A 23390-nucleotide genomic window follows, 5' to 3' on the forward strand; every position below is an offset into this window, starting at 1 on the left:
TATCCTGCCCCGATGAGCTGGGATTTCGAGGAAGAGGATCGGGACTGGCCACTGCCCATGGCGGATCGGCGCAGCCTGTTCGATCCGCAGCCGTGGCGCGAGGCGCAGGCCGATTGCGCCTTTGCACTGGCGCAGGCCGGGCTGGCCGCCGGGCGGCTGGAATCGCGGCTGACGCCGATGACGGGACCGGCGCGGGCCGGCGCGCTGAGGCGGCTGGCGCTGCTGGAGGCCGAGGCGATGCTGTGGGCGCAGGGCTCGCCGCTGGCCCGGCACGAGATCGGCCTGGACCTGATGGCCGCCCGCGCCGGCACCGATCTGGATGCGATGGCGCAGGCGCGGTGGGCCGTCCGGCGGCTGGAAGGACAGGGCGATCCGGCCGATCTGCGCGGCTTTCTGGGCCTGCACCGGGCCGAAGGCGTCGATGCGCCCGAGGCGCCGCTGGGGCGGCTGTCGGGGCGGGCCTTCGACCACGCGGCTGAGGGATTTCTGGCCGCCGTCCGGGGCTTGGAGCCGCTGCATCCGCTGGCCCGCGCGCCCGCGCTGCGGCTGCTGTGGCGGCTTTACGATCTGTCGCCCGAGAACGCGCCGATCGAGGCGGCGGTCTGGATCGCGCGGCGCATGGCCGCGGATTGTCCGGGCCTGCCGTTCCTGCCGATGGGACGCGCCGGGCAGCCCGCTGACGAGGGGCCGCCGAAACACCGCCTGCGACGGCATCTGGCGGCGCTGGCCGATGGCGCCTCGGCGGCGCTCGCGCATCTGGATCGGGTCGCGGCATGGTCCGCGCGCGCCGGCGTCGAGACAGAGGCAATCAAGGGGTCCAACGCGGCCCGGATCGTGGCGGCGCTGGCCGCCCATCCGCTGATGAGCACGGCCATGGTCGAGGAAAGCTGCGCCATCAGCCGCGACACGGCCGAGCGGCTGCTGGCGCGATTGGAGAGGATGGGCCTCGTGCGCGAGGCGACCGGCACGCGCCGGTTCCGCCTGTGGGCCGCCGCGATCTGAGCCGACGACATTCCCCGGCGCAAACAGCCGTTTTTCGGGAACGGCATGCGCCGACCGGCACCGCCCGTCTAACCCGCGCGCAGGCCGCGGCGGGGAATGTCCTTGATCGCATGGATGATCCCGTCCGAGCGGCCCGAGACCGCGCCCACGTCGCGGGCCAGCGCCCGCATGGCGCGGTTGTCGCCGATGAAATCCATGTGGATTCGGCCAAGGCCCGCGCGGCGCGCGGCCAGCACCGTCGCCAGCACCAGCCGCTTGCCCAGGCCGATCTGCTGGAAGGGCTGCTCGATGGAAAAGGACGCCTCGCCCTGGTCCCGAGCCGGCCATGGGATCAGCTCGCCCAGACCGCGCAGCACGCCGCCCACGAAAGCGCCGAAGATCAGCGCGTGGTCCCAGTCAACGCCGTCGGAATAGGCGCGGATCGCGTCATCCGTCAGCGCCGCGTGAAAGCGGGCACGGCGGTCTTCGGGCGACAGCCGCAGCAGGTGTGCTGCATGGTCATGGCGGTCGCGGCCTTCCAGCCCGCGCAGGCGGATGCGGGGCGGACCGAAATCCGGGGGATGGGGTATCTGCGACATGGCGCGGACCTCATGCTGCGCTGCGGCACATATGGGTCGCGGGCGCTGGCGGGTCAATCGCGGGCGGGCTTGACTTGGCGTCGCCCACGGCCGCATGTCGCGGAAATGTTCGGCTTCCGCGACCTTGCCATCATCCGCGCCATTGCCCGCCATGGCGGATTTCGCGCCGCCTCGGATTCGCTGGGGCTGGCGCAATCGGCGATCTCGCGACGGGTGCGGCATCTGGAGGACCGGATGGGCATGACCATCTTCCAACGCGACGGCCGGGGCGTGCGTCTGACCGCCGCCGGCCGCCGCCTGGTCGAGGAATCCGAGATCCTGATCGCTCAGCGCGACCGGATTCTGGGCGAACTGACGCAGGGCCTGATGGCGGGCGTCGTGCGGCTGGGCGTGGCCGAGACGATGACGCATACGGTCCTGCCCCGCATGCTGACGGATCTGCGCGCGCGCCATCCGCAACTGCGGTTCGAAATTTCGGTCGATACTTCGGAACAGATGGCGCAGATGCTGGTCGCGGACGGGCTGGACGTGGCGATCATGATGCGCGATCAGGCGCCGCGCGGGATCAACCTGACGCCGCTGCCGCCGGTGACGCTGGGCTGGTTCGTGGCGCCCGCGCATTTCGACCTGCCGCGCCCGGCCGGGATCGACGACCTGGCGGCGCTGCCGATCGTGTCCTTTCCCAAGACGACACTGCCGCACCGGCGGGTAGCCGATTTGTTGTCGCCGGGGCGCCGGCAGGCAGCGGCGATCCACGGATCGGCCTCGTTGGCGACGGTGCTGCACCTGGTCGGGCAGGGATTCGGCATCGGCACGATTCCCCATGACATCGTAGACGCTTGGCCCCATGCGGGCCTGGAGGAAATCGCGGTGCGGCCCGAGGCGCGGCTGCCCGATCTGGATTTTGCCATCTGCTACATGCCGGAACGCAATGAGGAAATCGGACGCGCGGTGACGCGCGCGGCACTGGACGCGGCGAGGAAGTGATCACCGGGCGCGATCAATATTGCGGATAAGTGAGCGCTTGATTCAATCGGTTTCGTCAGGAATCCTTGTCGGAGAGGAGAACCGGATGATCCAGCCCCAGCCGCAACCCCAGCCCCGTCTTGCCGATCCGCGCATTCTGCGCGCCCGGATCCGCGACGGGCTGTTCGATGGCCCTACGGCGGGCCTTTGCGGTGATGCGTTGCAGGCCAATCTTGTGATCCTGCCGGGCGAGGAGGCGTCCGATTTCCTGCGCTTCTGCCAGGCCAATCCGCGCCCATGCCCGCTGCTGGCCGTGGGCGAGCCTGGCGATCCATCGCTGCCGGCGCTGGGCGACGGCATCGACCTGCGCCATGATCTGCCGCGCTATCGCGTCTGGCGCCGGGGCGCGCTGGCCGACGAGCCGGCCGACATCGCCGATCTGTGGCGGAATGACATGGTGTCCTTCGCGCTGGGCTGTTCCTTCAGCTTCGAGGATGCGCTGCTGCGCGCCGGGATCGCGGTGCGGCATCAGGAAACCGGCCGGAACGTGCCGATGTATCGCACCAGCCTGCCGACCAGGCCCGCCGGGCGCTTTTGGGGGCCGCTGGTCGTATCGATGCGGCCGATGCGGGCGGCCGAGGCGATCGAGGCCGTGCAGATCTGCGCGGGCTTTCCGCTGGCCCATGGCGCGCCGGTCCATCTGGGCGATCCGGCGCTGATCGGTATCGCGGATGTGATGGCACCCGATTACGGCGACCCGCCCGAGTTCCGCCAGGGCGAGATTCCGGTCTTCTGGGCCTGCGGGGTGACGCCACAGGCCGCAATCGCCGCCGCCCGGCCCGATCTGGCGATCACCCATGCGCCCGGCCACATGCTGGTCACCGACATTCCCGCCGGTCGCGCGACGGCGCGGCTGACCGGGGTCCATGCCGATCTGCCCATAAAAACCCAACAGGAGAGACTGACATGAAACTTGCAAAAGCCCTGCTGACCGGAACCGCGCTGCTGGCCTCGCCGGCCATGGCCGAGGAACTGGCCGTCGTCGGAAGCTGGTCGAACCTGCCGCTGTATCAGGATTTCGAGTCGCCCTTCTGGACCGAGAAGCTGCCGCAGATGACGGATGGCGAATTCACCGCGCAACTGACCAGTTTCGACCAGATGGGCATCGCCGGCGCCGATGTCTACCGGATGCTGGGCGACGGGGTCTTCGATGTCGGCTCGACCGTGGCCGATTACACGGTCGGCGATGCGCCCGAACTGGAAGGTCTGGACGTGCCGCTGATCGCCAACACGCCCGCCGAGGCCCGAAGCATGGTCAAGGCCGCCCGCCCGATGGTCGAGGAGATCATGCGCAATCGCTTCAATGCCGAGGTTCTGGGCATCGCGCCCTATCCGCCGCAGGTCGTGTTCTGCAAGGGCGAGGTCGGTTCGCTGGCCGATCTGGAGGGCAAGAAGATCCGCGGCTCGGGCCGGATGACGACCAAGCTGCTGGAGGCTCTGGGCGCGGAAGGCGTCAACATCGCCTTTTCCGAAGTGCCCGGCTCGCTGGAGCGGGCCGTGATCGACTGTGCCGTGACCGGCGCCGGGTCTGGCTATTCCGCCGGCTGGTGGGAGGTGACGGACACGCTGATGGTGCTGCCGCTGGGCGGCTGGGATCCGGTGGTGATCGCGATGAATGGCGACCGTTACGACGGGCTTTCCGGGGATCAGCAGTCGATGCTGAAATCGGCCGTGGCCGAGGGGCTGGAAGCGCCCGCCTGGGACGCCGCGCAAGGCGGGCTGGAAGGCGACATCGCCTGCCTGACGGGCCAGGGCGAATGTGCGGCCGGCGATGCGGCCTCGATGACGCTGGTGCAGCCGTCCGAGGCCGATCTCGCGGCGGCGCGGAAAGTGCTGGAAGACGAGGTTCTGCCCGACTGGGCCAGCCGCGCCGGCGCGGAATGGGTCGCGCGCTGGAATGATTCGGTCGGCAAGGCCGTCGGCGTGACCGTCCAGTAGCGCCCGCGCCGCCATGATCGACGCAACCCTTGGCGCGCTGCGGCGCGCGAACCGGGCCATAGCCCTGATCCTGGGCGCGGGCCTGATCCTGACCGTGCTTTTCATCCTGACGGATGTGATCCTGCGCAAGCTGGGCAGCGCCAGCCTGGGCGGGTCGGACGAGATCTCGGGTTATGTCATGGCGGCGGTCGCAAGCTGGGGGCTGGCCTGCGCCCTGCTTGAACGGGCCCATGTCCGCATCGACGTGATCCGGCTGAAGCTGGCCCGGCCCGCGCAGATGGCGATGGACCTGTTCGCGATGCTCGTGACCAATGGCGTCGTGCTGCTGATCGCCTGGCAAAGCTGGCCGGTGCTGGGCAAGACGCTGGAACGCGGCTCGCGCGCGAACACGCCGCTGGAGACGCCCTTGTGGATTCCGCAAGGCATCTGGTTCGCCGGCTGGCTGTGGTTCGCGATCAGCGCCACCGCGCTGTCGCTGATCGGAATCGCATTTTTGCAGGCCGCGCGGCGGGACGATTTCGACACCGTGCTGGGCATTGGATCCGAGGTGCCGGAATGATCTGGACCACTGCCATCGCGCTGCTGGGCCTGATGGCCCTGTCGATCCCGGTGGGCATCGTGCTGTTCCTGCTGGGTATTGGCGTGGGCCAGTTCTATTCGGCCTTTCCGCTGCTGCGCGGGATGGGGCAGGTGATCTGGTCGTCGTCCAATTCCTCGACCCTGATCGCCATTCCGCTGTTCGTCCTGCTGGGCGAAATCCTGGTGCGCGGCGGCGTGGCCGAACGCACCTATGCGGCGCTGGACAAGTGGCTGTCATGGCTGCCGGGCGGTCTGGTCCATGCCAATATCGCGACGGCGACCATGTTTTCGGCCACGTCCGGATCGTCGGTGGCCACCGCCGCGACCGTGGCCACCGTGGCCATGCCGCAGGCCGAGCGGCTGAACTATGATCCGCGGCTGTTTTCCGGCGCCATCGCGGCCGGCGGCACGCTGGGAATCCTGATCCCGCCCTCGATCAACCTGATCGTCTATGGCTTCCTGACCGAAACCTCGATCCCGCGCCTGTTTTCGGCCGGGCTGGTCCCCGGCCTGCTGATGGCCCTGGCCTTCATCGCGGTCACGGCGGCGATCTGCTGGGTGCGGCCGGGGCTGGGCGGGCCTTCGCGCGGCTTTTCCTGGGCCGAACGGGCGCGGTCGCTGACCCAGCTTGTGCCGATCGTGGTGCTGTTCGTGGTCGTGATCGGGTCGATCTATGCGGGTTGGGCGACGCCCACGGAAAGCGCGGCCATCGGCGTGGCCATCGCGGCGCTGATCGCGATCCTGCTGGGTGACGGTCTGGGTCCACGCGCCCTGTCCGAGGCGCTGCACGGCACCATCCGCATCTCGGCGATGATCATGCTGGTGGTGACGGGGGCGACGTTTCTGAACTTTGCCATGACCTCGGCCGGGCTGGGGCGGCAACTGACCGATCTGATCGGGGGATCGGGGCTGTCGCCCTTTGGCACGCTGCTGCTGGTCATCGCGCTGTATCTGGTGCTGGGCTTTTTCATCGAGACCTTGTCGCTGATGGTCGCGACCATCCCCATCGTGGTGCCGATCATTGCCGGGCTGGGCTATGACAAGGTGTGGTTCGGGGTGCTGTTGATCGTGCTGATCGAGATGGCGCTGATCACGCCGCCGGTGGGCCTGAACCTGTTCGTGGTTCAGGGGGCGCGGAAATCCGGCCCCATGAGCGACGTGATCATGGGCGTGATTCCCTATGTTCTGGTAATGCTGACGATGATCGCGGCACTGGTCGCGTTGCCGGGGCTGGCCTTGTGGTTGCCCTCGGTGCTGTGAAAGGAAATGGAAGATGCGATTTTCGGCCGGGGGCGAGGCCCTCGATCTGGACCTGAAACACCTGGTCGTGGCGGGCTGGACCGGCCGCGACCCCTCCGCGATCCGGCACCATATCGAGGAACTGGCCGCGATCGGGGTCAGCCCGCCTTCTGCGACACCGCTGTATTACCGGGTCTCGGCGGCGCTGCTGACGCAGGCAGGCCGGATCCAGGTGGTGGGCTATGGCTCATCCGGCGAGGTCGAGCCGCTGCTGCTGCAATCGGGCGGGCGACGCTGGCTTGGCCTTGCCTCGGACCATACCGACCGGGCGCTTGAGGCGCATTCGGTCGCCTTGTCGAAACAGGTCTGCGCCAAGCCCTGCGCGGCCGAGGTCTGGCCGTGGGAGGATGTCGCCGACCGGCTGGAGGCGATCGTTCTGGAAAGCTGGATCGACGACAGCGGGGAATGGGTGCTGTATCAGCAGGGCACGCTGGCCTCGATCCGGCCGCTGACGGAACTGGCCGCGGGGGCCGGTCTGGACGATCTGGCCGCCGAGGGTGTGGCGATGCTGTGCGGGACGTTCGGCGCCAGGGGTGGCGTGCGCCCGGCGGCACGGTTTCGCATGATGATGCGCGATCCTGCGACAGGACGCGAGATCCGCCACGATTATGCTGTTCAGACCCTGCCCGAGATCGCATGACGGCCGCCCTTCCAGATGACCGCGAGGGCACCCGCCCGATGGCAAGGATCGCGCCGCGATGAGCGACGCGCGCTCGCCCGAGGTGCTGCCCGCGGGGCCGGACGGGGTTCTGGTCCGCTTCGGCCTGACGCCCGATCCCGACGCGATGGCGGCGGCGCAGGTTCTGGCTGCGGAATTGCAAGACGACGCACCGGCCGCCGCGGTCGAGATCGCCCCGGCGCTGGTTTCGGTCCTGGTGCGGTTCGATCCGGGCCGGACCGATCGGGGCGCGGTGGCGCGCGATCTGGCGGCGCGGGCCGAACGGATCGCGGCCGCGCGTCCGGTGCTGCCCGATCCGCCCCGGCGCTGGACCATCCCGGCGGCTTTCGGCGGCGATCACGGCCCGCAACTGGCCGAGGTGGCCGAAAAGCTGGGCATGTCCGAAGATCGTGCGGTGCAGCAGATCTGCGAGGCCGATCTGCGGGTCCTGGCCATCGGCTTCGCCCCCGGCCAGCCCTATATCGGGCTGTTGCCCCGTGCCTGGAACCTGCCGCGGCTGGCCGAGATGACGCCGAACGTGCCGGTCGGCGCCGTCGTCGTCGCCGTGCGCCAGATCGTGATCTTCGGCGCGGCCTCGACCACGGGCTGGCGTCAGGTGGCGCGGACCGGGTTCCGCACCTTCGTTCCGGATCGCGAGACGCCGATGCTGCTGAAGGCGGGAGATGCGATCCGCTATGCCCCGATCGGCGCGGCCGAGATCGAGGGGCTGATGACGCCCGATGGCATGGGCGGCGCGCGGCTGGAGATCCTGCGATGAGCCGGTTGACCATCAGCCGCGCCGACGGGCTGCTGTCGGTGCAGGACATGGGGCGGCCCGGCCATCTGGGGCAGGGCCTGTCATGCGGCGGTGCGATGGACCGGATGGCCCTGATCGAGGCCGCCGCGCTTCTGGGCGCGGACACGCCGCTGGCGGCGATCGAGATGGCCGGCGCGGGCGGCGTCTTCGGCGTCGATGCGCCGATGCGGGTGGCGCTGACCGGTGCGCCGATGGCCGCCTTTCTGGACGATGCGCCGTTGCGCTGGCATGGCTGTCACCTGATCCTGCCCGGTCAAGCTCTGCGCATTGGTGGCGTGGACAGCGGCGTCTACGGCTATCTGACACCGGCGGGCGGGATCGCCACGCCGGAATGGCTGGGCAGCCGCGCCGCGCATCTGAGCATCGGCATTGGCGCGTTGCTGGACAGCGGCGACGACCTGCCCTGCGGCGAGGATCCCGACCCCGACCGCCCCGCAAGGGTGATCGAACCCGCCGTGCGCTTTGGCGGCGGCACGCTGCGGGTGATGGATGGGCCGCAGACCGGCCTGTTCGCCGATGACGTGCTGGAGGCCTTCTATGCCGCCGGTTTCAGGCGCGGGCAGCGGGCGAACCGGCAGGGGATTCTGGTTCAGACGGGGAAGGGATGCTTTACCTCGGACCATGCGGCGGGACTGGCTTCGGACGTGATCGGACCGGGCGATGTGCAACTGACCGGCGAGGGCGTGCCCTTCGTGCTGATGGCGGAATGTCAGACCATGGGCGGCTATCCCCGCATCGGTCGGGTGATCCCCGCAGACCTGCCCCGGATCGCGCAGGCCGCCGAAGGGGCGGCATTGCGGTTTCAGCGCCTCGACGCGTCCCAGGCCGATGCGCTGTGGCGCGATGATGCGGCGCTCTTGCGCGAGGCGGCGGGGCGCTGCCGCAACCTGATCCGCGAGCCCTCGACGATTGCCGACCTTCTGTCCTATCAACTGGTTGGCGGCGTCACGGCGGGGCGGGAACTGGAGGACGAATGAAGGTCGATCTGAATTCCGACATGGGCGAGGGCTTCGGCCCCTGGACGATGGGCGATGATGCCGGGCTGCTGGATGTGATCACATCGGCCAATATCGCCTGCGGCTTTCATGCCGGCGATCCCGATGTGATGGCGCGCGTGATGCGGCAGGCGCAGGGCAAGGGCGTCGGCATCGGGGCGCATCCGGGCTTTCACGATCTGCAGGGCTTCGGGCGGCGGCGGCTGCGCCTGTCGGCCGAGGAACTTGGCAACATGGTTGCCTATCAGCTGGGCGCGGCGCAGGGCGTGGCGCGGTCGCAGGGCGCGCAGGTGCGACACCTGAAGCTGCACGGCGCCCTGGCCAACATGGCCAGCGAAGACCCCGAGATCGCGCGCGCCTGCTATCGTGCGGCGCTGGCGGTCGATCCGGAAATCGTGCTGGTGGTGCTGGCCGGGACGCCAATGCAGCAGGTGGCCCGGGATCTGGGCGCGGCCTGGGCCGGAGAGATCTTTGCCGACCGTGCCTATAACGAGGATGCGACGCTGGTCGATCGCAGCCAGCCCGGCGCGGTCCTGCATGATGCGGCGCAGGTCGGCGCGCGGATCGAGACGATGCTGCGGGCGGGCGCGATCATCACCGCATCGGGCAAGCAGATCCCGTGCCGGATCGACACGATCTGCGTGCATGGCGACAGCCCCGGCGCGGTGGCGATGGCACGGGCGCTGCGCGATCATCTGGGCGCGGCCGGGATCGAGGTCGCGCGGTTCTGACCGGGGCCGGGGCGCCGCCGGAAATGCGCCGCTGCGCAAGACATGCAGTTTTTTGCCTGCACGTCTTGACGAGCAGGTTTTTACCTGCATATTAGTTCCTGTCCCGAGGCGGAATCGAGAATGGATGACGACAAGGTCTTCAAGGCGCTGGCCGATCCCGGCCGCAGGCGCCTGCTGGATCGGCTGTGCGAGCAGAACGGCCAGACGCTGGGCCAGCTTTGCGACCGGATGGAGATGACGCGCCAGTCGGTGACCCAGCATCTGGGGATTCTGGAAGACGCGAACCTCATCAGCACCGTCAGGCGGGGGCGCGAGAAACTGCACTTCATCAATCCGGTCCCGCTCTACGAGGTCTATGGGCGCTGGATCCGAAAGTTCGAGGAGGGCCGTCTGGGCCTTCTGTCCGACCTCAGACAGCAATTGGAACGGGAGTGAGCGATGACCGACATGTCAGCCAGCTTCGTCTATGTCACCTATATCCGCACTACGCCCGATAAGGTCTTCGAGGCCATTACCCGACCCGAGATCGCCTGCCGCTACTGGGGGCATGAAAACATCTCGGACGACTGGCAGCCCGGATCGGAATGGCGCCATGTCCGCACGAATCCGGCGCGCAGTGTCGATCTGGTGGGCAAGGTGCTGGAAAGCGACCCGCCCCGGCGCCTGGTGCTGAGTTGGGCGAATGAAAGCCAGCAGGACGACCCCGCCCAGTTCAGCCGCGTGATCTTTGACATCGATCAGCAGGACCGGATGGTCAGGCTGACCGTCACCCACGAGGATTTGCAGCCCGGCAGCGGGATGCTGAAGGGGATCACCGAGGGCTGGCCGCTGGTCCTGTCCAGCATGAAATCGCTGCTGGAAACCGGGCAGGGGATGGATCTGTAGGCAGAAGCCGCGTCAGTGGCAGCGCCCGCCCGGCATCGGGCGCTGCCACTTTTTCCACAAGGCCCGCTTTCAGAACGGGCTGTCGGGAAAGTAGAATTGTTCCGCGTTTTCCGGCGTGATCAGCTGGCTGCCGATGATGAAGCGGCCGACCATCGGCGCGCCGGACACGAAGTTCAGCGCCGTCATCTCGATCGCCGAGGAAATCAGCGCCGGCGGATAGGTCACATCGACCGGCAGTTGCGGGTCACCCTCCATGATGCGCTTGACGATTTCCTTCATCCCGGCCCCGCCGATCACCCACATCTCGTCAGTCCGGTCGGCGGCGGCGATCGCCTCCATCACGCCGATGGCCATGTCGTCATCGGCTGCCCAGACGGCGTCGATCTGGGGATATTTCGACAGGTAATCCTGCATCACGGTAAAGGCGTCGTCGCGGTTCCAGTTGCCGTGCTGCATGTCGAGGATCTCGATATCCGAGCCCTCCAGCGCCGTCTGGAACGCCTCCACGCGCTCGTTGTCCAGCGTGGTCGGGATGCCGCGCAGCACGACGATCTTGGCGCCCGGCTGAAGGTTTTCCTTGAAATATTCGCCCGCGACACGGCCGAAGGCGGTATTGTCGCCGGCGACATACAGATCCTCGATCCCCTCTTGCGACAGGCCGCGATCGACGACGGTGACGAACTTGCCGGCCTTTTTCACCGCGGCGACCGGGGCGGTCAGCGGTTCGGATTCGAAGGGCAGCACGATCAGCGCGTCGATGTTGCGCGTGGCCATCATGTCCTCGATATCGCTGACCTGCTTGGCCGCGTCGCCCGCCGTGGACAGCACGAATTCAAGATTCGGATAGACCTTGCCCAGTCGGTCGATCGTGTCCTGGGCGTGCCAGTTCAGCCCGCCCATGAAGCCGTGGGTGGCCGACGGGATCGACACGCCGATGATGGTCTTTTCGCCGTCCTGCTGCGCGACGGCGGCGCCGCCGGCAAGGCCCAGCACCGCGACGATGGCCGCGGATTTCATCAGGCTTCTGCGTTTCATTCCTTTCCCTCCCTTGGATCACCGCTCGTCGGCGGTGCGTTTTTCCCGCTGCAAGACGACAGCGAGGACAATGATGATTCCCTGGATGGCGCCGTTCAGATAGGGGCTGACCAGATCGGCGAGGTTCAGGATGTTGTCGATCAGCGACAGGATCAGCACGCCCACGACCGTGCCCCAGACGCGGCCCCGCCCGCCCTTCAGCGCGGTGCCGCCGATGATGACGGCGGCGATCGCCTCCAGTTCCCACAACACGCCGGTCCCGCCCGAGGCCGAGCCGAGGCGCGGCACGTACAGAACCGTGGCCAGCCCGACCAGAAGGCCCAGAAGCATGTAGGTCAGCAGCCGCGCGCGATTCACGTCGATGGCGGAATAGCGCGCCACCCGGTCGTTCGAGCCGATCGCCTCGACATGGCGACCGAAGCGGGAATGGCGCATCATCCATTCGCCCGCCATGGCGGTCAGCGCGAAGACGATGATCGGCCAGGTGATCCAGCCGATGCCGCCGTAATAGACCGGGCGATAGAGGGTGCGCAGCCCGTAATCCAGGCTGAGCGTGCCGCCGTCGGCCAGCCATGTCACCAGCGACCGGAAGATGCCCATCGTGCCCAGGGTGACGATGAAGGGTTCGATCCTTGCCTTGGTGATCAGCGCGCCGTTCAGGTATCCCGCGGCGATCCCGCCAAGGATGGCAACGCCCATGCCGATGATGATCGTGCCCCAATTCTCGCCCAGGCCGGGCAGGGCGGCGTTCATCGCGATGATGGCGATGCCGGCCAGAAACGCGGCCATCGAGCCGACCGACAGATCCAGCCCGCCCGCGGTGATGACGAAGGTCATGCCGACCGCGATCATGCCGATAAAGGCGGAACGGGCCAGCACGTTGGTGATGTTGGCCGGCGCCAGGAAGGCCGGGTTCAGCAAAGCGCCCAGAATGACCAGCGCAATCAGCGCGATCAGCGGGCCGAGGGTATGCAGATCGGGTTTCATGCGGCCTCGCCCCTGACGCCCATGGCAAGGCGCACGATCCTGTCTTCCGTCATGTCGTTTCCCGTGACCTCGCCGGCGATGCGGCCCTCGCGCATGACCAGGACGCGGTCGGCCAGGCCGATCACCTCGGTCATTTCGCTGCTGATGACGATCAGGCTGCGACCCTGCGTCGCCAGATCGCGGATGAAGGCATAGATCTGCGCCTTGGTGCCCACGTCGATGCCGCGCGTCGGTTCGTCGATGATGATGATGCGGGGATCGGGCAGCATCGTCTTGGCCAGCAGCAGCTTCTGCTGGTTGCCGCCCGACAGCTTGCCCGCGATCATCGTGCGGCTGGGCGCGCGGATGTCGAATTCCCGTGTGGCCCGGTCCAGCGCCACATCCTCGGCCTGCGTATCCAGCCGCAGATGGCCAAAGCGGGACAGGCTGGCCAGGGTCAGGTTCTCGCGCAGGCCCTTGTCCAGCAGCAGACCGGCCTCTTTCCGATCCTCGGTCAGATAGGCCAGCCCCGATGCGAAGGCGTCCCGAAGGCTGCGGATCGCGACCGGCTGGCCGTTGACGCGGATCTCGCCCGTGGATGCGCGCAGACCGACCAGCCCCTCGGCCAGCTCGGTCCGACCCGAGCCGACAAGGCCGGCAAGGCCCAGCACCTCGCCTTCGTGCAGGGTGAAACTGACGTCGTGGACCTTGCCCGGCACGGTCAGGCCCGTGACCTGCAAGGCGGGCCTGTCGGAATGGCTGCCCTTGGGCGGATAGAAATCCTGCAATTCGCGGCCGACCATGGCGGTGGCCATGCCGTCTTCGGTCAATTCGCCGCGCATCGCCTGCCGCACGACGCGGCCGTCGCGCAGCACGGTGATGCGGTCGGCCAGATGCGCGACCTCGTCCAGCCGGTGCGAGCAATAGAGGATCGCGACGCCTTCGCGGCGAAGCCGGTCGATCTGTTCGTAAAGCGTGCCGACCTCGCGGTGGGTCAGGACCGCGCTCGGCTCGTCCATGATCAGCACGCGGGCCTTGCGCGACAGGGCCTTGGCGATCTCGACCATCTGGCGGTTGGGCACGGACAGGTCGCGGATCGGCGTGTCGGGGCTGATCGGGGAATGGAGCCGGTCCAGCAGGGCGGCGGTGTCTCGGCGCATCGCCTGGTGGTCCAGCCGCCAGCCGCCTGTTTCTCGCCCCAGAAAGATGTTGGCCGCGACCGACAGGTCGGCGGCAAGGTTGAATTCCTGGTGAATCACGACGATGCCCTGCGCCTCGGCCCGCGGGCCGCTGGCGAAGCGGACGGCCTGGCCGTCCAGCAGGATCTGGCCCTCGGTCGGATCCAGAAAGCCGCCGAGGATCTTCATGATGGTGGACTTGCCGGCGCCATTCTCGCCGATCAGGGCATGGACCTGACCCGGTTCAAGCGCCAGATCGACGTGGTGCAGCACCTCGATCGGGCCGAAACGTCTGGAGACATCCTGAAGGGCCAGCACCGTCATTCCGCCACCCTGATCCAAGCCCCGTCGCGGGCCGAGGATTCCTGCGCCGCCGCGATGAAGGCCATTCCCGACAGGCCGGCTTCAAGGCCCGGCACGCGGTCCAGATGCGTCGTGTCTCCCCGGATGATCGCCGCGATATCGCTGTAAAGATTGGCGAATCCTTCCAGGTATCCTTCGGGATGGCCGGGTGGCGTGCGGAAGGATGCGCTGCGATCCTGCGCGCGGGTCAGGATGCGGGGGGCATCGTCCCTGGGCGTGAAGATCAGCCGCTCGGGATCGGGCAGGCGCCATGCCAGCGCGCCTTCGGTGCCGAAAAGACGCAGCGACAGCCCGTTCTCCTGCCCGATCGCGACCTGGCTGGCCCAGATTCCGCCCTTGGCCCCCGAGCCATAGCGCAGGGCGATCCGGGCATCGTCGTCGATGGGCCGGCCCGGCACGATGCTGGACAGATCGGCCGACAGGCGGTCGGGCGTCTGGCCGGTCACGAACGCGGCCAGTTGCCAGGCATGGGTGCCGATATCGCCAAGCGCGCCGGCGCCCGCGCGAACCGGATCGGTGCGCCATTCGGCCTGTTTGCCCCGCGCCGGTCCAGACAGCCAGCCTTGCAGATATTCCGCCTGCACCAGCCGCAGATCGCCAATGGCGCCCTCGGCCACCATCGCGCGGGCCTCGCGGATCATTGGCAGGGCGCTGTAATTGTGGGTCAGGAAGAAGCGGGCGGTGCCTGACTTGGCGGCGGCTTCGATCTCGGCGGCCTGACCCCGAGTGGCGGCCAGCGGCTTGTCGCAGATGACGTGGATGCCCGCGTTCAGGAAGGCTGCGGCGGGGGCTGCGTGCATGTGGTTCGGGGTGACGATCGCCACGGCCTCGATCCCGTCTTCGCGCGCGGCCTCGTCGCGGGCCATCGCGCCGAAGTCGTCATAGCCCCGCACGCCCAGTTCCGCCGCGCTGGCCTGCGCCCGGCCGGGTTCCGAGGACAGCGCCCCGGCCACGAGCGTGAAATGCCCGTCCATCCGCGCCGCGATGCGGTGGATCGCGCCGATGAAGGCGCCGCTGCCGCCACCGACCATGCCCAGCCGGATCGGCCTCATAATCCAAGCGCCTTGTCGATGGCGGCGCGGTCCACGCCGGATGCCGCGAAATCGTCGAAGGCATGGGGCGTCACCCGGATGATGTGGTCGCGCACGAAGGCTGCGCCTTCGCGGGCCCCGTCCTCGGGGTGCTTCAGTGCACATTCCCATTCGACCACGGCCCATCCGTCAAAGCCGTATTGCGTCAGCTTCGAGAAGATCGCCCCGAAATCGACCTGCCCGTCGCCGAGGCTGCGGAACCGGCCCGCCCGATCGGCCCAGGTCTGGAAACCGCCGTAAACGCCCTGCCGCCCGGTCGGGCGAAATTCGGCATCCTTGACGTGGAACATCCGGATCCGGTCGCGATAGATGTCGATGTTCTGAAGGTAATCGAGCTGTTGCAGAAGGTAGTGGGACGGATCGAACAGCATGTTGGCGCGACCGTGATCCTTCACGCGGTCGAGAAACATCTCGAAGGTGATGCCGTCATGCAGATCTTCGCCGGGATGGATCTCGTAGCAGATGTCGACGCCGTGATCCTCGGCCAGATCCAGCAGGGGCTGCCAGCGGGCCGCCAGCGTGTCGAAGGCGGCCTCGACCAGTCCGGGGGCACGCTGCGGCCAGGGGTAGAGATAGGGCCAGGCCAGGGCACCGGAAAAGGTGGCCATCCGGTCCAGGCCCAGAAGCCGGCTGACCCGGATCGCGCGGCCTATCTGATCGACCGCCCATTCCTGCCGCGCGGCGGGATCGCCGCGCAGGCCAAGGGGCGCGAAGGCGTCGAAACCGGCGTCATAGGCGGGGTGGACCGCCACCAGCTGACCTTGCAGATGGGTCGAAAGCTCTGTCACCTCGACCCCGTTTTCGCGCGCGGTGCCCAGGAATTCGTCGCGGTAATCCTGCGAGGATTCGGCCCGGTCCAGATCCAGAATGCGCGGATCGCTGGTTGGCACCTGCACGCCCAGATAGCCGCAACCGGCGGCCCAGCGGGTGATCCCGTCCCAGGTGTCGAACGGCGCGGCTTCGCCGATGAACTGCGCCAGAAACAGCGCCGGTCCCTTGATCGTCTGCATGGCTCCCCCTTCCACATGGTCAGCCTGCACGGCCCTGCAATCGATTGCAAACATTTTCTTGCGGCGCCGCGCGGTGGCGCATACCCTTTCGCGATGGATCACGAGGCCAATCCGCCGGGGCGGGCAAAATTGTCGGATGTGGCGCGGCTTGCGGGGGTGTCGGCCTCGACCGTCAGTCGGGTTCTCTCGCGGCCCGATCTGGTGGCCGAGCCGACGCGGACCCGCGTGGCCGAGGCTGTGGCCGCGACCGGATACCGGCTGAACCATGCCGCCCGCAACCTGCGCAAGCAGCGCACGGGCAGCGTCGTGGCGCTGGTGCCCAACCTCGGCAACCCTTTCTTCGCCAAGATCCTCGACGGGATGGGGCGCGAACTGGCGGCGGCGGGCTATGATCTGCTGGTCGCCGACACGCTGGACGAAAGCGGCCGTCACCGCGATCTGCGCGCCTTTCTGGATCCGTCCCGCGCCGATGGCATCATTCTGCTGGACGGGCTGGTGCCCCATGCCGATCTGACCGGCGGGGCGGGGCTGCCGCCCGTGGTCACGGCCTGCGAATGGATCGAGGGCGCGGATCTGCCACGGGTGGTGCTGGACAATCGACAGGGCGCGCGGCTGGCTGTCGCGCATCTGCGCGAGCTGGGTCACGACCGCATCGGCCTGATCGGCGGGCCGCCCGACAATGTGCTGCACAAGGCCCGGCTGGACGGCGCCATGCAAGAGGCGCGGAATGCCGGGATCACGCTGTTTCCGGGCGATTTCAGCCTGCAGGCGGGCCGGGGCGCGGCGCGCGACTGGATCGCGATGCCGGCGCATAGCCGCCCGACCGCCGTCTTCGCCTTTTCGGACGAGATGGCCTGCGCCTTTCAGTCAGGTCTGATCCGGGCCGGTTACCGGGTGCCCGCCGACCTGTCGCTGATCGGCTTCGACGATATCGACCTGGCCTCGCATCTGACGCCGGCGCTGACCACCATCCGCCAGCCGAAACGCGCCCTGGGCCGGGAGGCCGCACGAATCGTCCTGGCCCGGATCGCCGGGCACGCGGCGCCTGCCATCACGCGGTTGCAGCCCAGGCTGATGGTGCGGGAAACGACGGCCGCTCCGCCGGAATCGGCGAATCGGACGGCCTCTCCGACCGGCGCGTGATCGAACGCCGGAGCCAAGGGGCGGACAGGAATTTCAACCGGAATTCCCGCGGGTTGTCGTTAACTTCTCGGTAATGTGTTGCATTCTCTGCAATTCGGGCGAGCATCGCACGAAATGCGCGCTAAGGTTGTGCCAGCACAAAAACCTGAACGGACCTGAACGATGTCGATCGCCTCCGCCGCCGAACGCTATTTCGTCAGCCTCGTGAATGCGAGCCGCGCAAGTTACGGGCTGGACCCCCTGCGCATCGAAACCGCGCTGAACCAATCGGCGGACGCGCATTCGGCCTGGATGCTGTCGGCGGATGTCTTTTCGCATACCGGCCGCGGCGGCAGCAGCCCGACAGACCGGATGCGGGCGGCGGGGCTGGATCTGGATGGGCGCTGGATGACGTCGGAAAACATCGCCTATCGCAGCGTGACGACGGGCGACGGGCTGAACGACGATGTGCGCGCCCTGCACCGGATGTTCATGGACAGCCCCTCGCATCGCGCCAATATCCTCAACCCCGATGCCGAGGTGATCGGGATCGGTCTCAAGGTCGGCGACTTCACCCGCGACAATCAGGACTACAAGGTTCTGATGGTCACGCAGAACTTTGCGGCAACCGATGGCGATGTCGATATCGACTACAGCAACGGCCTGCCGCGACTGCCGCTGCCGGATCTGGCGGTGACGCAGCCGGGCCGAGCCGCATGGCTGCCCCATTTCGACGGCCAGACCTATCTCAGCGCGCCATCGGGATCGGTCCGGGGGACGAGTCGCGGCGACGACATCCGGCTGGGCGGCTTCGACACCTTCGTTCGGGCGGGCAGCGGACATGACTGGATCGCGGGCGGCAATGGCGACGATACGCTGGAGGGTCAGGGCGGAAATGACCGGGTGCTGGGACAGGGCGGCAACGACCGCCTGGTCGGCGGGCTGGGCAACGACCTGATGCATGGCGGCAATGGCGACGACCTGATTCTCGGCAAGGACGGCAACGACCGGCTGACGGGCGGCGCCGGTGCCGACCTGGTCTATGGCGGCGCGGGCAATGACCGGATCGCCGGAGGCTCGGGCGATGACCGGCTGGTCGGCGTCGGCGGCGACGATTATCTGGCCGGAAATGATGGCGATGACCGGCTTGAAGGGCGCGGCGGCGACGATACGCTGCGTGGCGCGGCGGGCAATGACACGCTGATCGGCGGCGCGGGCGCGGACAGTTTCATCTTCGGCCCGGGCGGCGGCGTCGATCGGGTGGCGGATTTCGATCCGATCGAGGACCGGGTGATGATCGCGCGAAGCGCCATCGGAACCAGCGACGCGAATTTCATCAGCGACGCGATCCGCGAGACGGCAGGTGGCGTCATTGTCGAGCTTCTGGACGCGGACAGGATCGTCTTCGTGGGCGAGAGCCTCAGCGCCCAGGACGTGACGAACGCGATCTACCTGGTCTGATCACGGCCGCTGAAAAGTTCGGCATATTCGGCCCGCAACGCGGCTTTCTGCACCTTGCCCATCGTGTTGCGCGGCAATTCGTCGATGATCATCACCTTCTTGGGCTGCTTGAATCTGGCCAGCCTGTCCGAGAGGTCGGCGATGATCGCATCCGGGTCCGGTTCGGCCCCTTCGGCGCGCGCGATCACGGCCACCACGCCTTCGCCGAAATCGGGATGCGGCACGCCGATCACGGCGCTTTCCAGAACGCCCGGCATCTCGTCGATCAGCAGTTCGACCTCCTTGGGATAGATGTTGAAGCCGCCCGAGATGATCAGATCCTTGCCGCGTCCCACGATCACCACATAGCCGTCCGGATCGATCATGCCCAGATCGCCGGTTCGGAACCAGCCATCCGGCGCCAGATCCTCGGCCGTCTTGTCGGGCATTCGCCAATAGCCCTGGAACACGTTATCGCCGCGAACCTCGATCTGGCCTATCTCGCCGCGCGGCAGCAAGGATCCGTCCTCGCCGGTGATCCGCAGCGCGACGCCGGGCAGCGGAAAGCCCACCGTGCCCGCCCGCCTCTCGCCCTCATAGGGGTTCGAGGTGTTCATGTTGGTTTCCGTCATGCCATAGCGTTCGAGAATCCGGTGCCCGGTCCGATCCTCGAAGGCGCGATGCGTCTCGGCCAGCAGCGGTGCGCTGCCCGAGGTGAACAGCCGCATCTTCTGCACCAGTTCGCCGGTAAAATCGGGCCGGTCCAGCAGGCGGGTGTAGAAGGTCGGCACGCCCATCATGCTGGTCGCCCGCGGCAGCAGCTCGATCACCTGGGTCGCATCGAATTTCGGCAGCCAGATCATCGCCCCGCCGGCCAGCATCAGCACGTTCGAGGCGACGAACAACCCATGCGTGTGAAAGATCGGCAGCGCGTGCAGCAGCACGTCCTCCGAGGTGAAGCGCCAGGCATCGGCCAGCACGCGCGCGTTCGACAGCAGGTTGTCATGGCTCAGCATGGCGCCCTTGGACCGGCCGGTCGTGCCCGAGGTGTAAAGGATCGCCGCCAGATCATCGCCCCGGCGTGGCACCGGGTTCTGCACCTCGGCATGGCAGATCGCGGCCTCGATCAAGTCGCCCTCGCCATCCGCGTCCAGCGTCATCAGCTTGCCGCCATCGGGCAGGAAGTCGTCGCGCCGGGCCGCGCGGGCGGGATCGCAGACGACAAGCGCGGGTTCGGCATCGCCGACGAAATAGGCGATCTCGGCCGGGGTATAGGCCGTGTTCAGCGGCAGAAAGACCGCGCCCGCGCGGATCGTCGCCAGATAGAGGGCCAGCGCCTCGGGTGATTTCTGGACCTGCACCGCCACCCGGTCGCCGGGCTTCACGCCCTGCGCCGTCAGCAGGTTCGCAAGCCGGCCCGACAGGCGATGGATGTCGTCATAGGACAGGCTTGATCCGTCCGGCAGGATCAGGAAATCGCGCGCCTCGCCCTTGTGCGGGGCCATCAATGCGTCGAAAAGCGTGTTCGTCATGTCTTGCTGTCCGTTTTGGTCCGTCTGCCGGCCGGGGCGGCCTCGATCTCGGCCTTGCGCGCGATGTCCTGCAACCGCTTCGGCGCGGCGATGATACCGCGTTCGGTGAAATCGTCGTGCTGGGCCTCGATCCGGCGCCGGTCATAGAGGTAGTTGACCATCATCCCGAGGCTTTGCCTCGTTCCCCGGTCCGAAATGTCGGCGCCGGCGATCAGGCGGTGCGCCTCGGCGCCGTTGCCCAGGTGAAAGCGGGCCACCGGATCGCGGGGCCGGCCTTTGGCATCCTTGGCCAGCAGAAGGTAGCGCGCGGTCTGTGCGGTCAGCGGGCCGGGCTGCGGATCGCGCAGCAGGGCGGTGGCCTCGGCCTCGCCCGCGGCGGCCCGTTCCTCCAGCCAGGCGCGCAGGCCGGGAATCGGCGACAGCGTAACGAAGGTCGCCAGTTCGGGCAATTCGCGGGACAGTTCGGCGACCACGTTCTTGATCAGCAGATTGCCGAAACTGATGCCCGCCAGCCCCGACTGGCAGTTCGATATGGAATAGAAGACGGCCGTATCGGCGTCTTCGGGGTCCAGCGGTGCACGGCTTTCGTCGATCAGCGCCTGCACGGAATCGGGCAGCCCGCGGGTCAGCGCGACCTCGACGAAGATCAGCGGCTCGTCGGGCATGGCGGGATGCATATAGGCATAGCAGCGCCGATCCACCGGCAGGACCCGGCGCTGAAGATCGCGGAAATCGCGGATCTCGTGGACCGCCTCGTATTCGATCAGCTTTTCCAGCAGCAAGGCCGGGCTGTGCCAGTCGATGCGCAGCAATTGCAGAAATCCGCGATTGAACCAGGATCGCAGCAGGTGACGGAAATCGGCATCGACGCGGGCAAAGGTCCGGTCGCGGCCCGTCAGCCGCAGCAGGTCGGCGCGCATCCCCACCAGCCGGACGGTCCCGCCCTGCGCCATGTTCAGCCGCCGCAGCAATTCCTGGCGCGGAGGCTCGGCCAAGCGCGACAGGGCTTCCAGATCGGCGGGCGATCCCTTGTCCAGCCAGACCTTTGCAGCCCGGGCCAGCGCCGCGTGGTCGGGGTCGAAACCGTCGCGCAGGCCCTCGAAGAAGATGCGCTTTTCGGGATCGTCCAGCGCGGCATAGCCCGCCAGGATATCCGCCGCGACCGCCATGCCGCGGGTTTCCGATTGCAGTTCCGTCAGCGCGCGCGCGGCCCCGATCAGCGCATCCGGCGCCGGCGGCGGCGTGCCCTTGCCGCGCCGCCAGCCGGAACTGACGACAAGGCTGCTGAGGCGGTCATAGAGCTGCGCCGTCAGCGTCATAGCGCGGGCCCCATGATCAGATCCGGCAGGAACAGGGCGATCTGCGGAAAGATCGACAGCAGCACCATGCCGAGCACCATCATCCCGACGAAGGGCAGCGAGCCGTAGAGAATGTCGCGCAGCGAAATCTGCGGCGCGATCCCGTTGATGACATAGAGGTTCAGCCCCACCGGCGGCGTGATCAGCCCGATCTCCATGTTGATCGTCAGGATGACCGCGAACCAGTAGGGATCGAAGCCCGCCGAATCGAGGATCGGCATCAGGATCGGCGCCGACATCAGGATGATGGCGACCGGCGGCAGGAAGAAGCCCGCGACCAGCAGAAAAAGCTGGATCACGATCAGCAGGATCCAGCGATTGACCTCCAGATCGGCGATGGCACCGGCGACGGTCTGGGTGATGAACAGCGAGGACAGGGCAAAGGCGAACAATTCGGCCGCACCGATGATCAGCATGATCATCACCGCCTCGCGGATGGTGTCGCGGAAGATCGCGATCATCGGGCCCGCCCGCCACATCCGGTAGATGATCGCGACCAGCAGGATGCAGATCAGCGCGCCGGTGCCGGCCGCCTCCGAGGGCGTGGCGACACCGCCATAAAGCACGAAAAGGATGGCGGCCACGATCAGCAGGAAGGGCAGCACGCGGGGCAGGTTCTCAAGCCGTTCGGCCAGCGAATAGCGCCGCGTCACATCGCCAAGCGCGATCCCCTTGCGCCAGCAATCGATAAGCGCCCAGGCCATGAACAGCACCGTCAGCATCAGCCCCGGCAGCAGCCCGGCCAGAAACAGCCGCCCGATAGAGGTCTCGGTCGATATGCCGTAGACGATCATCGTGACCGAGGGCGGGATCAGGATGCCCAGCGTGCCGCCCGCCGCGATGGATCCGGCGGCCAGGCTGTCGGGATAGCCGCGCTTGGTCATTTCCGGGATGCCCATCTTGCCGATGGCGGCACAGGTTGCGGGGCTGCTGCCCGACAGCGCGGCAAACAGCGCGCAGGCGCCGATATTGGACATGACCATGCCGCCCGGCACCCGGTAAAGCCAGCGGTCCAGCGCTTCGTACAGATCCCTGCCCGCGGGCGAACTGGCGACGGCGGCGCCCATCAGGATGAACATCGGCACCGAGACCATGCCGAAATTGGCCAGCCCGGCGAAGAAGGTTTCGGACAGACCACCGATGGCGCTGAACCCCTCGGACAGGACCAGCGCCGCGACCGCGACGAAGCCAAGCGCGAAGGCGATGGGTGTGCCCGCGCCCAGCAGGCCCAGCATCGTGACCAGAACGGCGATACCCGCCATGGACGGAGACATCAGACCTCCTTGCCGGGCGTCTCGCCCGTGATCGCCATCAGCATCTGCACGATCAGTTGCAGCATCATCAGCCCCATCGCGAAAGGCACCGGCCAGAACGGGATCCACAGAGGCAGCGCCCAGATCGTGTCGGTCGTCCAGCCGCGCGAGGCGGCCTCGTAGAGAAAGACGAAACCGGACCAGGCCAGCGCGCCGACAAAGCCCAACGAGGCCAGCCCCGAGATCAGCGCGAAGACCCGCCGCAGCCCCGGACCGGCCGCCTCGACCAGCAGATCGACCCCGACATGGCCGCGCAGCGCCAGCACGTAGGGGCTGCCCAGCATCATCGCCGCCGTGGTGGCGTAGATGACGAATTCGGTCTGCCACACGGTCGAGGCGCCCAGAACATAGCGGGAAAACACCATCTGCGTCACCACGACCGTCGCCGCGGCCAGCAGCATCATCGCAAGCAGGCCGCTGAGCCGGGCAAGACCGTTCAGAAGCCGCAGAAGGCCGCTCATCGCCACCCTCCGC

At 67.6% G+C, this 23390-nt stretch carries 24 protein-coding genes; 14 read left to right on the top strand and 10 right to left on the bottom strand.

Annotation, left to right across the window (positions count from 1 at the left end; genetic code table 11):
- The first annotated feature begins 12 nt into the window (after positions 1-12).
- Positions 13-1002, top strand: coding sequence for a hypothetical protein (locus B4L36_RS10190; RefSeq protein WP_292956356.1), 990 nt, complete (start codon positions 13-15; stop codon positions 1000-1002).
- Positions 1003-1070: 68 nt separating this feature from the next.
- Here the strand turns inward: B4L36_RS10190 and B4L36_RS10195 are convergent, their stop codons facing one another.
- A complete protein-coding gene (locus B4L36_RS10195; RefSeq protein ID WP_292956359.1) occupies positions 1071-1580 on the bottom strand; it encodes a GNAT family N-acetyltransferase in 510 nt (169 codons plus the stop codon).
- Between the two features lie 105 nt (positions 1581-1685).
- Here B4L36_RS10195 and B4L36_RS10200 point away from each other — a divergent pair, with 105 nt between their 5' ends.
- The 11 genes from B4L36_RS10200 (at position 1686) to B4L36_RS10250 (ending at position 10508) form a co-directional block, all read left to right on the top strand.
- The gene (locus B4L36_RS10200; protein WP_292956362.1) at positions 1686-2567 is read left to right on the top strand and encodes a LysR family transcriptional regulator; all 882 of its coding nucleotides are present in this window, start codon (positions 1686-1688) and stop codon (positions 2565-2567) included.
- A gap of 85 nt (positions 2568-2652) precedes the next feature.
- Entirely contained in the window at positions 2653-3516 is an 864-nt protein-coding gene (locus tag B4L36_RS10205; protein ID WP_292956365.1) for a putative hydro-lyase, read from the top strand.
- Positions 3513-4544, top strand: coding sequence for a TRAP transporter substrate-binding protein (locus B4L36_RS10210; protein ID WP_292956368.1), 1032 nt, complete (start codon positions 3513-3515; stop codon positions 4542-4544). The genes B4L36_RS10205 and B4L36_RS10210 overlap by 4 nt, the downstream gene beginning before the upstream one ends.
- Before the next feature lie 13 nt (positions 4545-4557).
- Entirely contained in the window at positions 4558-5103 is a 546-nt protein-coding gene (locus B4L36_RS10215) for a TRAP transporter small permease subunit (protein WP_292956371.1), read from the top strand.
- On the top strand, positions 5100-6383 hold the full coding sequence (locus B4L36_RS10220) for a TRAP transporter large permease (RefSeq protein WP_292956374.1): 1284 nt from the start codon (positions 5100-5102) through the stop codon (positions 6381-6383). The genes B4L36_RS10215 and B4L36_RS10220 overlap by 4 nt, the downstream gene beginning before the upstream one ends.
- 13 nt (positions 6384-6396) lie before the next feature.
- Positions 6397-7062 carry a DUF2848 domain-containing protein gene (locus B4L36_RS10225; protein ID WP_292956377.1) on the top strand — a complete coding sequence of 222 codons (666 nt, stop codon included), beginning with the start codon at positions 6397-6399 and terminating at the stop codon, positions 7060-7062.
- Positions 7063-7120: 58 nt separating this feature from the next.
- On the top strand, positions 7121-7858 hold the full coding sequence (locus B4L36_RS10230) for a 5-oxoprolinase subunit B family protein (RefSeq protein ID WP_292956381.1): 738 nt from the start codon (positions 7121-7123) through the stop codon (positions 7856-7858).
- Positions 7855-8874 carry a biotin-dependent carboxyltransferase family protein gene (locus B4L36_RS10235; RefSeq protein WP_292956384.1) on the top strand — a complete coding sequence of 340 codons (1020 nt, stop codon included), beginning with the start codon at positions 7855-7857 and terminating at the stop codon, positions 8872-8874. Before B4L36_RS10230 ends, B4L36_RS10235 begins: the two co-directional genes overlap by 4 nt.
- On the top strand, positions 8871-9623 hold the full coding sequence (locus B4L36_RS10240) for a LamB/YcsF family protein (protein ID WP_292956387.1): 753 nt from the start codon (positions 8871-8873) through the stop codon (positions 9621-9623). The genes B4L36_RS10235 and B4L36_RS10240 overlap by 4 nt, the downstream gene beginning before the upstream one ends.
- A 120-nt stretch (positions 9624-9743) precedes the next feature.
- Positions 9744-10058 carry an ArsR/SmtB family transcription factor gene (locus tag B4L36_RS10245; protein ID WP_292956390.1) on the top strand — a complete coding sequence of 105 codons (315 nt, stop codon included), beginning with the start codon at positions 9744-9746 and terminating at the stop codon, positions 10056-10058.
- A gap of 3 nt (positions 10059-10061) precedes the next feature.
- Positions 10062-10508, top strand: a complete 447-nt coding sequence (locus B4L36_RS10250) for an SRPBCC family protein (RefSeq protein WP_292956393.1) — start codon at positions 10062-10064, stop codon at positions 10506-10508.
- 69 nt (positions 10509-10577) lie between these two features.
- On the opposite strand, the gene B4L36_RS10255 is transcribed toward B4L36_RS10250, so the two are convergent.
- Genes B4L36_RS10255 through B4L36_RS10275 form a run of 5 tightly spaced genes read right to left on the bottom strand, consistent with a single transcriptional unit; the run spans position 10578 to position 16151 of the window.
- A complete protein-coding gene (locus B4L36_RS10255) occupies positions 10578-11543 on the bottom strand; it encodes an ABC transporter substrate-binding protein (RefSeq protein ID WP_292956396.1) in 966 nt (321 codons plus the stop codon).
- A gap of 18 nt (positions 11544-11561) precedes the next feature.
- Complete coding sequence (locus B4L36_RS10260) at positions 11562-12530, bottom strand: ABC transporter permease (protein WP_292956399.1); 969 nt, start codon at positions 12528-12530, stop codon at positions 11562-11564.
- The gene (locus B4L36_RS10265; protein WP_292956402.1) at positions 12527-14011 is read right to left on the bottom strand and encodes a sugar ABC transporter ATP-binding protein; all 1485 of its coding nucleotides are present in this window, start codon (positions 14009-14011) and stop codon (positions 12527-12529) included. The genes B4L36_RS10260 and B4L36_RS10265 overlap by 4 nt, the downstream gene beginning before the upstream one ends.
- Positions 14008-15102, bottom strand: coding sequence for a Gfo/Idh/MocA family protein (locus tag B4L36_RS10270; protein WP_292956405.1), 1095 nt, complete (start codon positions 15100-15102; stop codon positions 14008-14010). Before B4L36_RS10270 ends, B4L36_RS10265 begins: the two co-directional genes overlap by 4 nt.
- On the bottom strand, positions 15099-16151 hold the full coding sequence (locus tag B4L36_RS10275; RefSeq protein WP_292956408.1) for a sugar phosphate isomerase/epimerase family protein: 1053 nt from the start codon (positions 16149-16151) through the stop codon (positions 15099-15101). The genes B4L36_RS10270 and B4L36_RS10275 overlap by 4 nt, the downstream gene beginning before the upstream one ends.
- Positions 16152-16244: 93 nt before the next feature.
- Between B4L36_RS10275 and B4L36_RS10280 the strand changes: the two genes are divergently transcribed.
- Together B4L36_RS10280 and B4L36_RS10285 are read left to right on the top strand one after the other, a co-directional pair.
- Positions 16245-17294: a LacI family DNA-binding transcriptional regulator gene (locus tag B4L36_RS10280; RefSeq protein ID WP_292956411.1), complete on the top strand. Its 1050-nt coding sequence runs from the start codon at positions 16245-16247 to the stop codon at positions 17292-17294.
- Positions 17295-17456: 162 nt separating this feature from the next.
- The gene (locus B4L36_RS10285) at positions 17457-18734 is read left to right on the top strand and encodes a CAP domain-containing protein (RefSeq protein WP_292956414.1); all 1278 of its coding nucleotides are present in this window, start codon (positions 17457-17459) and stop codon (positions 18732-18734) included.
- On the opposite strand, the gene B4L36_RS10290 is transcribed toward B4L36_RS10285, so the two are convergent.
- From B4L36_RS10290 to B4L36_RS10305, 4 genes are read right to left on the bottom strand one after another with little or no spacing between them, the layout of a single operon-like run.
- Positions 18722-20245, bottom strand: coding sequence for a malonate--CoA ligase (locus tag B4L36_RS10290; RefSeq protein WP_292956417.1), 1524 nt, complete (start codon positions 20243-20245; stop codon positions 18722-18724). The genes B4L36_RS10285 and B4L36_RS10290 overlap by 13 nt on opposite strands.
- A complete protein-coding gene (locus tag B4L36_RS10295; protein ID WP_292956420.1) occupies positions 20242-21564 on the bottom strand; it encodes a malonyl-CoA decarboxylase in 1323 nt (440 codons plus the stop codon). Before B4L36_RS10295 ends, B4L36_RS10290 begins: the two co-directional genes overlap by 4 nt.
- Positions 21561-22877 carry a TRAP transporter large permease gene (locus B4L36_RS10300; protein WP_292956423.1) on the bottom strand — a complete coding sequence of 439 codons (1317 nt, stop codon included), beginning with the start codon at positions 22875-22877 and terminating at the stop codon, positions 21561-21563. Before B4L36_RS10300 ends, B4L36_RS10295 begins: the two co-directional genes overlap by 4 nt.
- Complete coding sequence (locus B4L36_RS10305; RefSeq protein WP_292956426.1) at positions 22877-23377, bottom strand: TRAP transporter small permease; 501 nt, start codon at positions 23375-23377, stop codon at positions 22877-22879. Before B4L36_RS10305 ends, B4L36_RS10300 begins: the two co-directional genes overlap by 1 nt.
- Positions 23378-23390: the final 13 nt, after the last annotated feature.

The sequence above is a fragment of the Paracoccus sp. UBA889 genome, from assembly GCA_002294185.1.
Taxonomy (GTDB): Bacteria; Pseudomonadota; Alphaproteobacteria; order Rhodobacterales; family Rhodobacteraceae; genus Paracoccus.

Excerpts from the sequence above, each read along its gene's own strand:
- B4L36_RS10240 (WP_292956387.1), top strand. The coding sequence starts at position 8,871 with ATGAAGGTCGATCTGAATTCCGACATGGGCGAGGGCTTCGGCCCCTGG.
- B4L36_RS10260 (WP_292956399.1), bottom strand. The coding sequence starts at position 12,530 with ATGAAACCCGATCTGCATACCCTCGGCCCGCTGATCGCGCTGATTGCG.
- B4L36_RS10305 (WP_292956426.1), bottom strand. The coding sequence starts at position 23,377 with ATGAGCGGCCTTCTGCGGCTTCTGAACGGTCTTGCCCGGCTCAGCGGC.
- B4L36_RS10235 (WP_292956384.1), top strand. The coding sequence starts at position 7,855 with ATGAGCCGGTTGACCATCAGCCGCGCCGACGGGCTGCTGTCGGTGCAG.
- B4L36_RS10285 (WP_292956414.1), top strand. The coding sequence starts at position 17,457 with ATGTCGATCGCCTCCGCCGCCGAACGCTATTTCGTCAGCCTCGTGAAT.
- B4L36_RS10225 (WP_292956377.1), top strand. The coding sequence starts at position 6,397 with ATGCGATTTTCGGCCGGGGGCGAGGCCCTCGATCTGGACCTGAAACAC.
- B4L36_RS10270 (WP_292956405.1), bottom strand. The coding sequence starts at position 15,102 with ATGAGGCCGATCCGGCTGGGCATGGTCGGTGGCGGCAGCGGCGCCTTC.
- B4L36_RS10275 (WP_292956408.1), bottom strand. The coding sequence starts at position 16,151 with ATGCAGACGATCAAGGGACCGGCGCTGTTTCTGGCGCAGTTCATCGGC.
- B4L36_RS10300 (WP_292956423.1), bottom strand. The coding sequence starts at position 22,877 with ATGTCTCCGTCCATGGCGGGTATCGCCGTTCTGGTCACGATGCTGGGC.
- B4L36_RS10200 (WP_292956362.1), top strand. The coding sequence starts at position 1,686 with ATGTTCGGCTTCCGCGACCTTGCCATCATCCGCGCCATTGCCCGCCAT.
- B4L36_RS10205 (WP_292956365.1), top strand. The coding sequence starts at position 2,653 with ATGATCCAGCCCCAGCCGCAACCCCAGCCCCGTCTTGCCGATCCGCGC.
- B4L36_RS10250 (WP_292956393.1), top strand. The coding sequence starts at position 10,062 with ATGACCGACATGTCAGCCAGCTTCGTCTATGTCACCTATATCCGCACT.
- B4L36_RS10210 (WP_292956368.1), top strand. The coding sequence starts at position 3,513 with ATGAAACTTGCAAAAGCCCTGCTGACCGGAACCGCGCTGCTGGCCTCG.
- B4L36_RS10290 (WP_292956417.1), bottom strand. The coding sequence starts at position 20,245 with ATGACGAACACGCTTTTCGACGCATTGATGGCCCCGCACAAGGGCGAG.
- B4L36_RS10215 (WP_292956371.1), top strand. The coding sequence starts at position 4,558 with ATGATCGACGCAACCCTTGGCGCGCTGCGGCGCGCGAACCGGGCCATA.
- B4L36_RS10245 (WP_292956390.1), top strand. The coding sequence starts at position 9,744 with ATGGATGACGACAAGGTCTTCAAGGCGCTGGCCGATCCCGGCCGCAGG.
- B4L36_RS10195 (WP_292956359.1), bottom strand. The coding sequence starts at position 1,580 with ATGTCGCAGATACCCCATCCCCCGGATTTCGGTCCGCCCCGCATCCGC.
- B4L36_RS10190 (WP_292956356.1), top strand. The coding sequence starts at position 13 with ATGAGCTGGGATTTCGAGGAAGAGGATCGGGACTGGCCACTGCCCATG.
- B4L36_RS10265 (WP_292956402.1), bottom strand. The coding sequence starts at position 14,011 with ATGACGGTGCTGGCCCTTCAGGATGTCTCCAGACGTTTCGGCCCGATC.
- B4L36_RS10295 (WP_292956420.1), bottom strand. The coding sequence starts at position 21,564 with ATGACGCTGACGGCGCAGCTCTATGACCGCCTCAGCAGCCTTGTCGTC.
- B4L36_RS10220 (WP_292956374.1), top strand. The coding sequence starts at position 5,100 with ATGATCTGGACCACTGCCATCGCGCTGCTGGGCCTGATGGCCCTGTCG.
- B4L36_RS10280 (WP_292956411.1), top strand. The coding sequence starts at position 16,245 with ATGGATCACGAGGCCAATCCGCCGGGGCGGGCAAAATTGTCGGATGTG.
- B4L36_RS10255 (WP_292956396.1), bottom strand. The coding sequence starts at position 11,543 with ATGAAACGCAGAAGCCTGATGAAATCCGCGGCCATCGTCGCGGTGCTG.
- B4L36_RS10230 (WP_292956381.1), top strand. The coding sequence starts at position 7,121 with ATGAGCGACGCGCGCTCGCCCGAGGTGCTGCCCGCGGGGCCGGACGGG.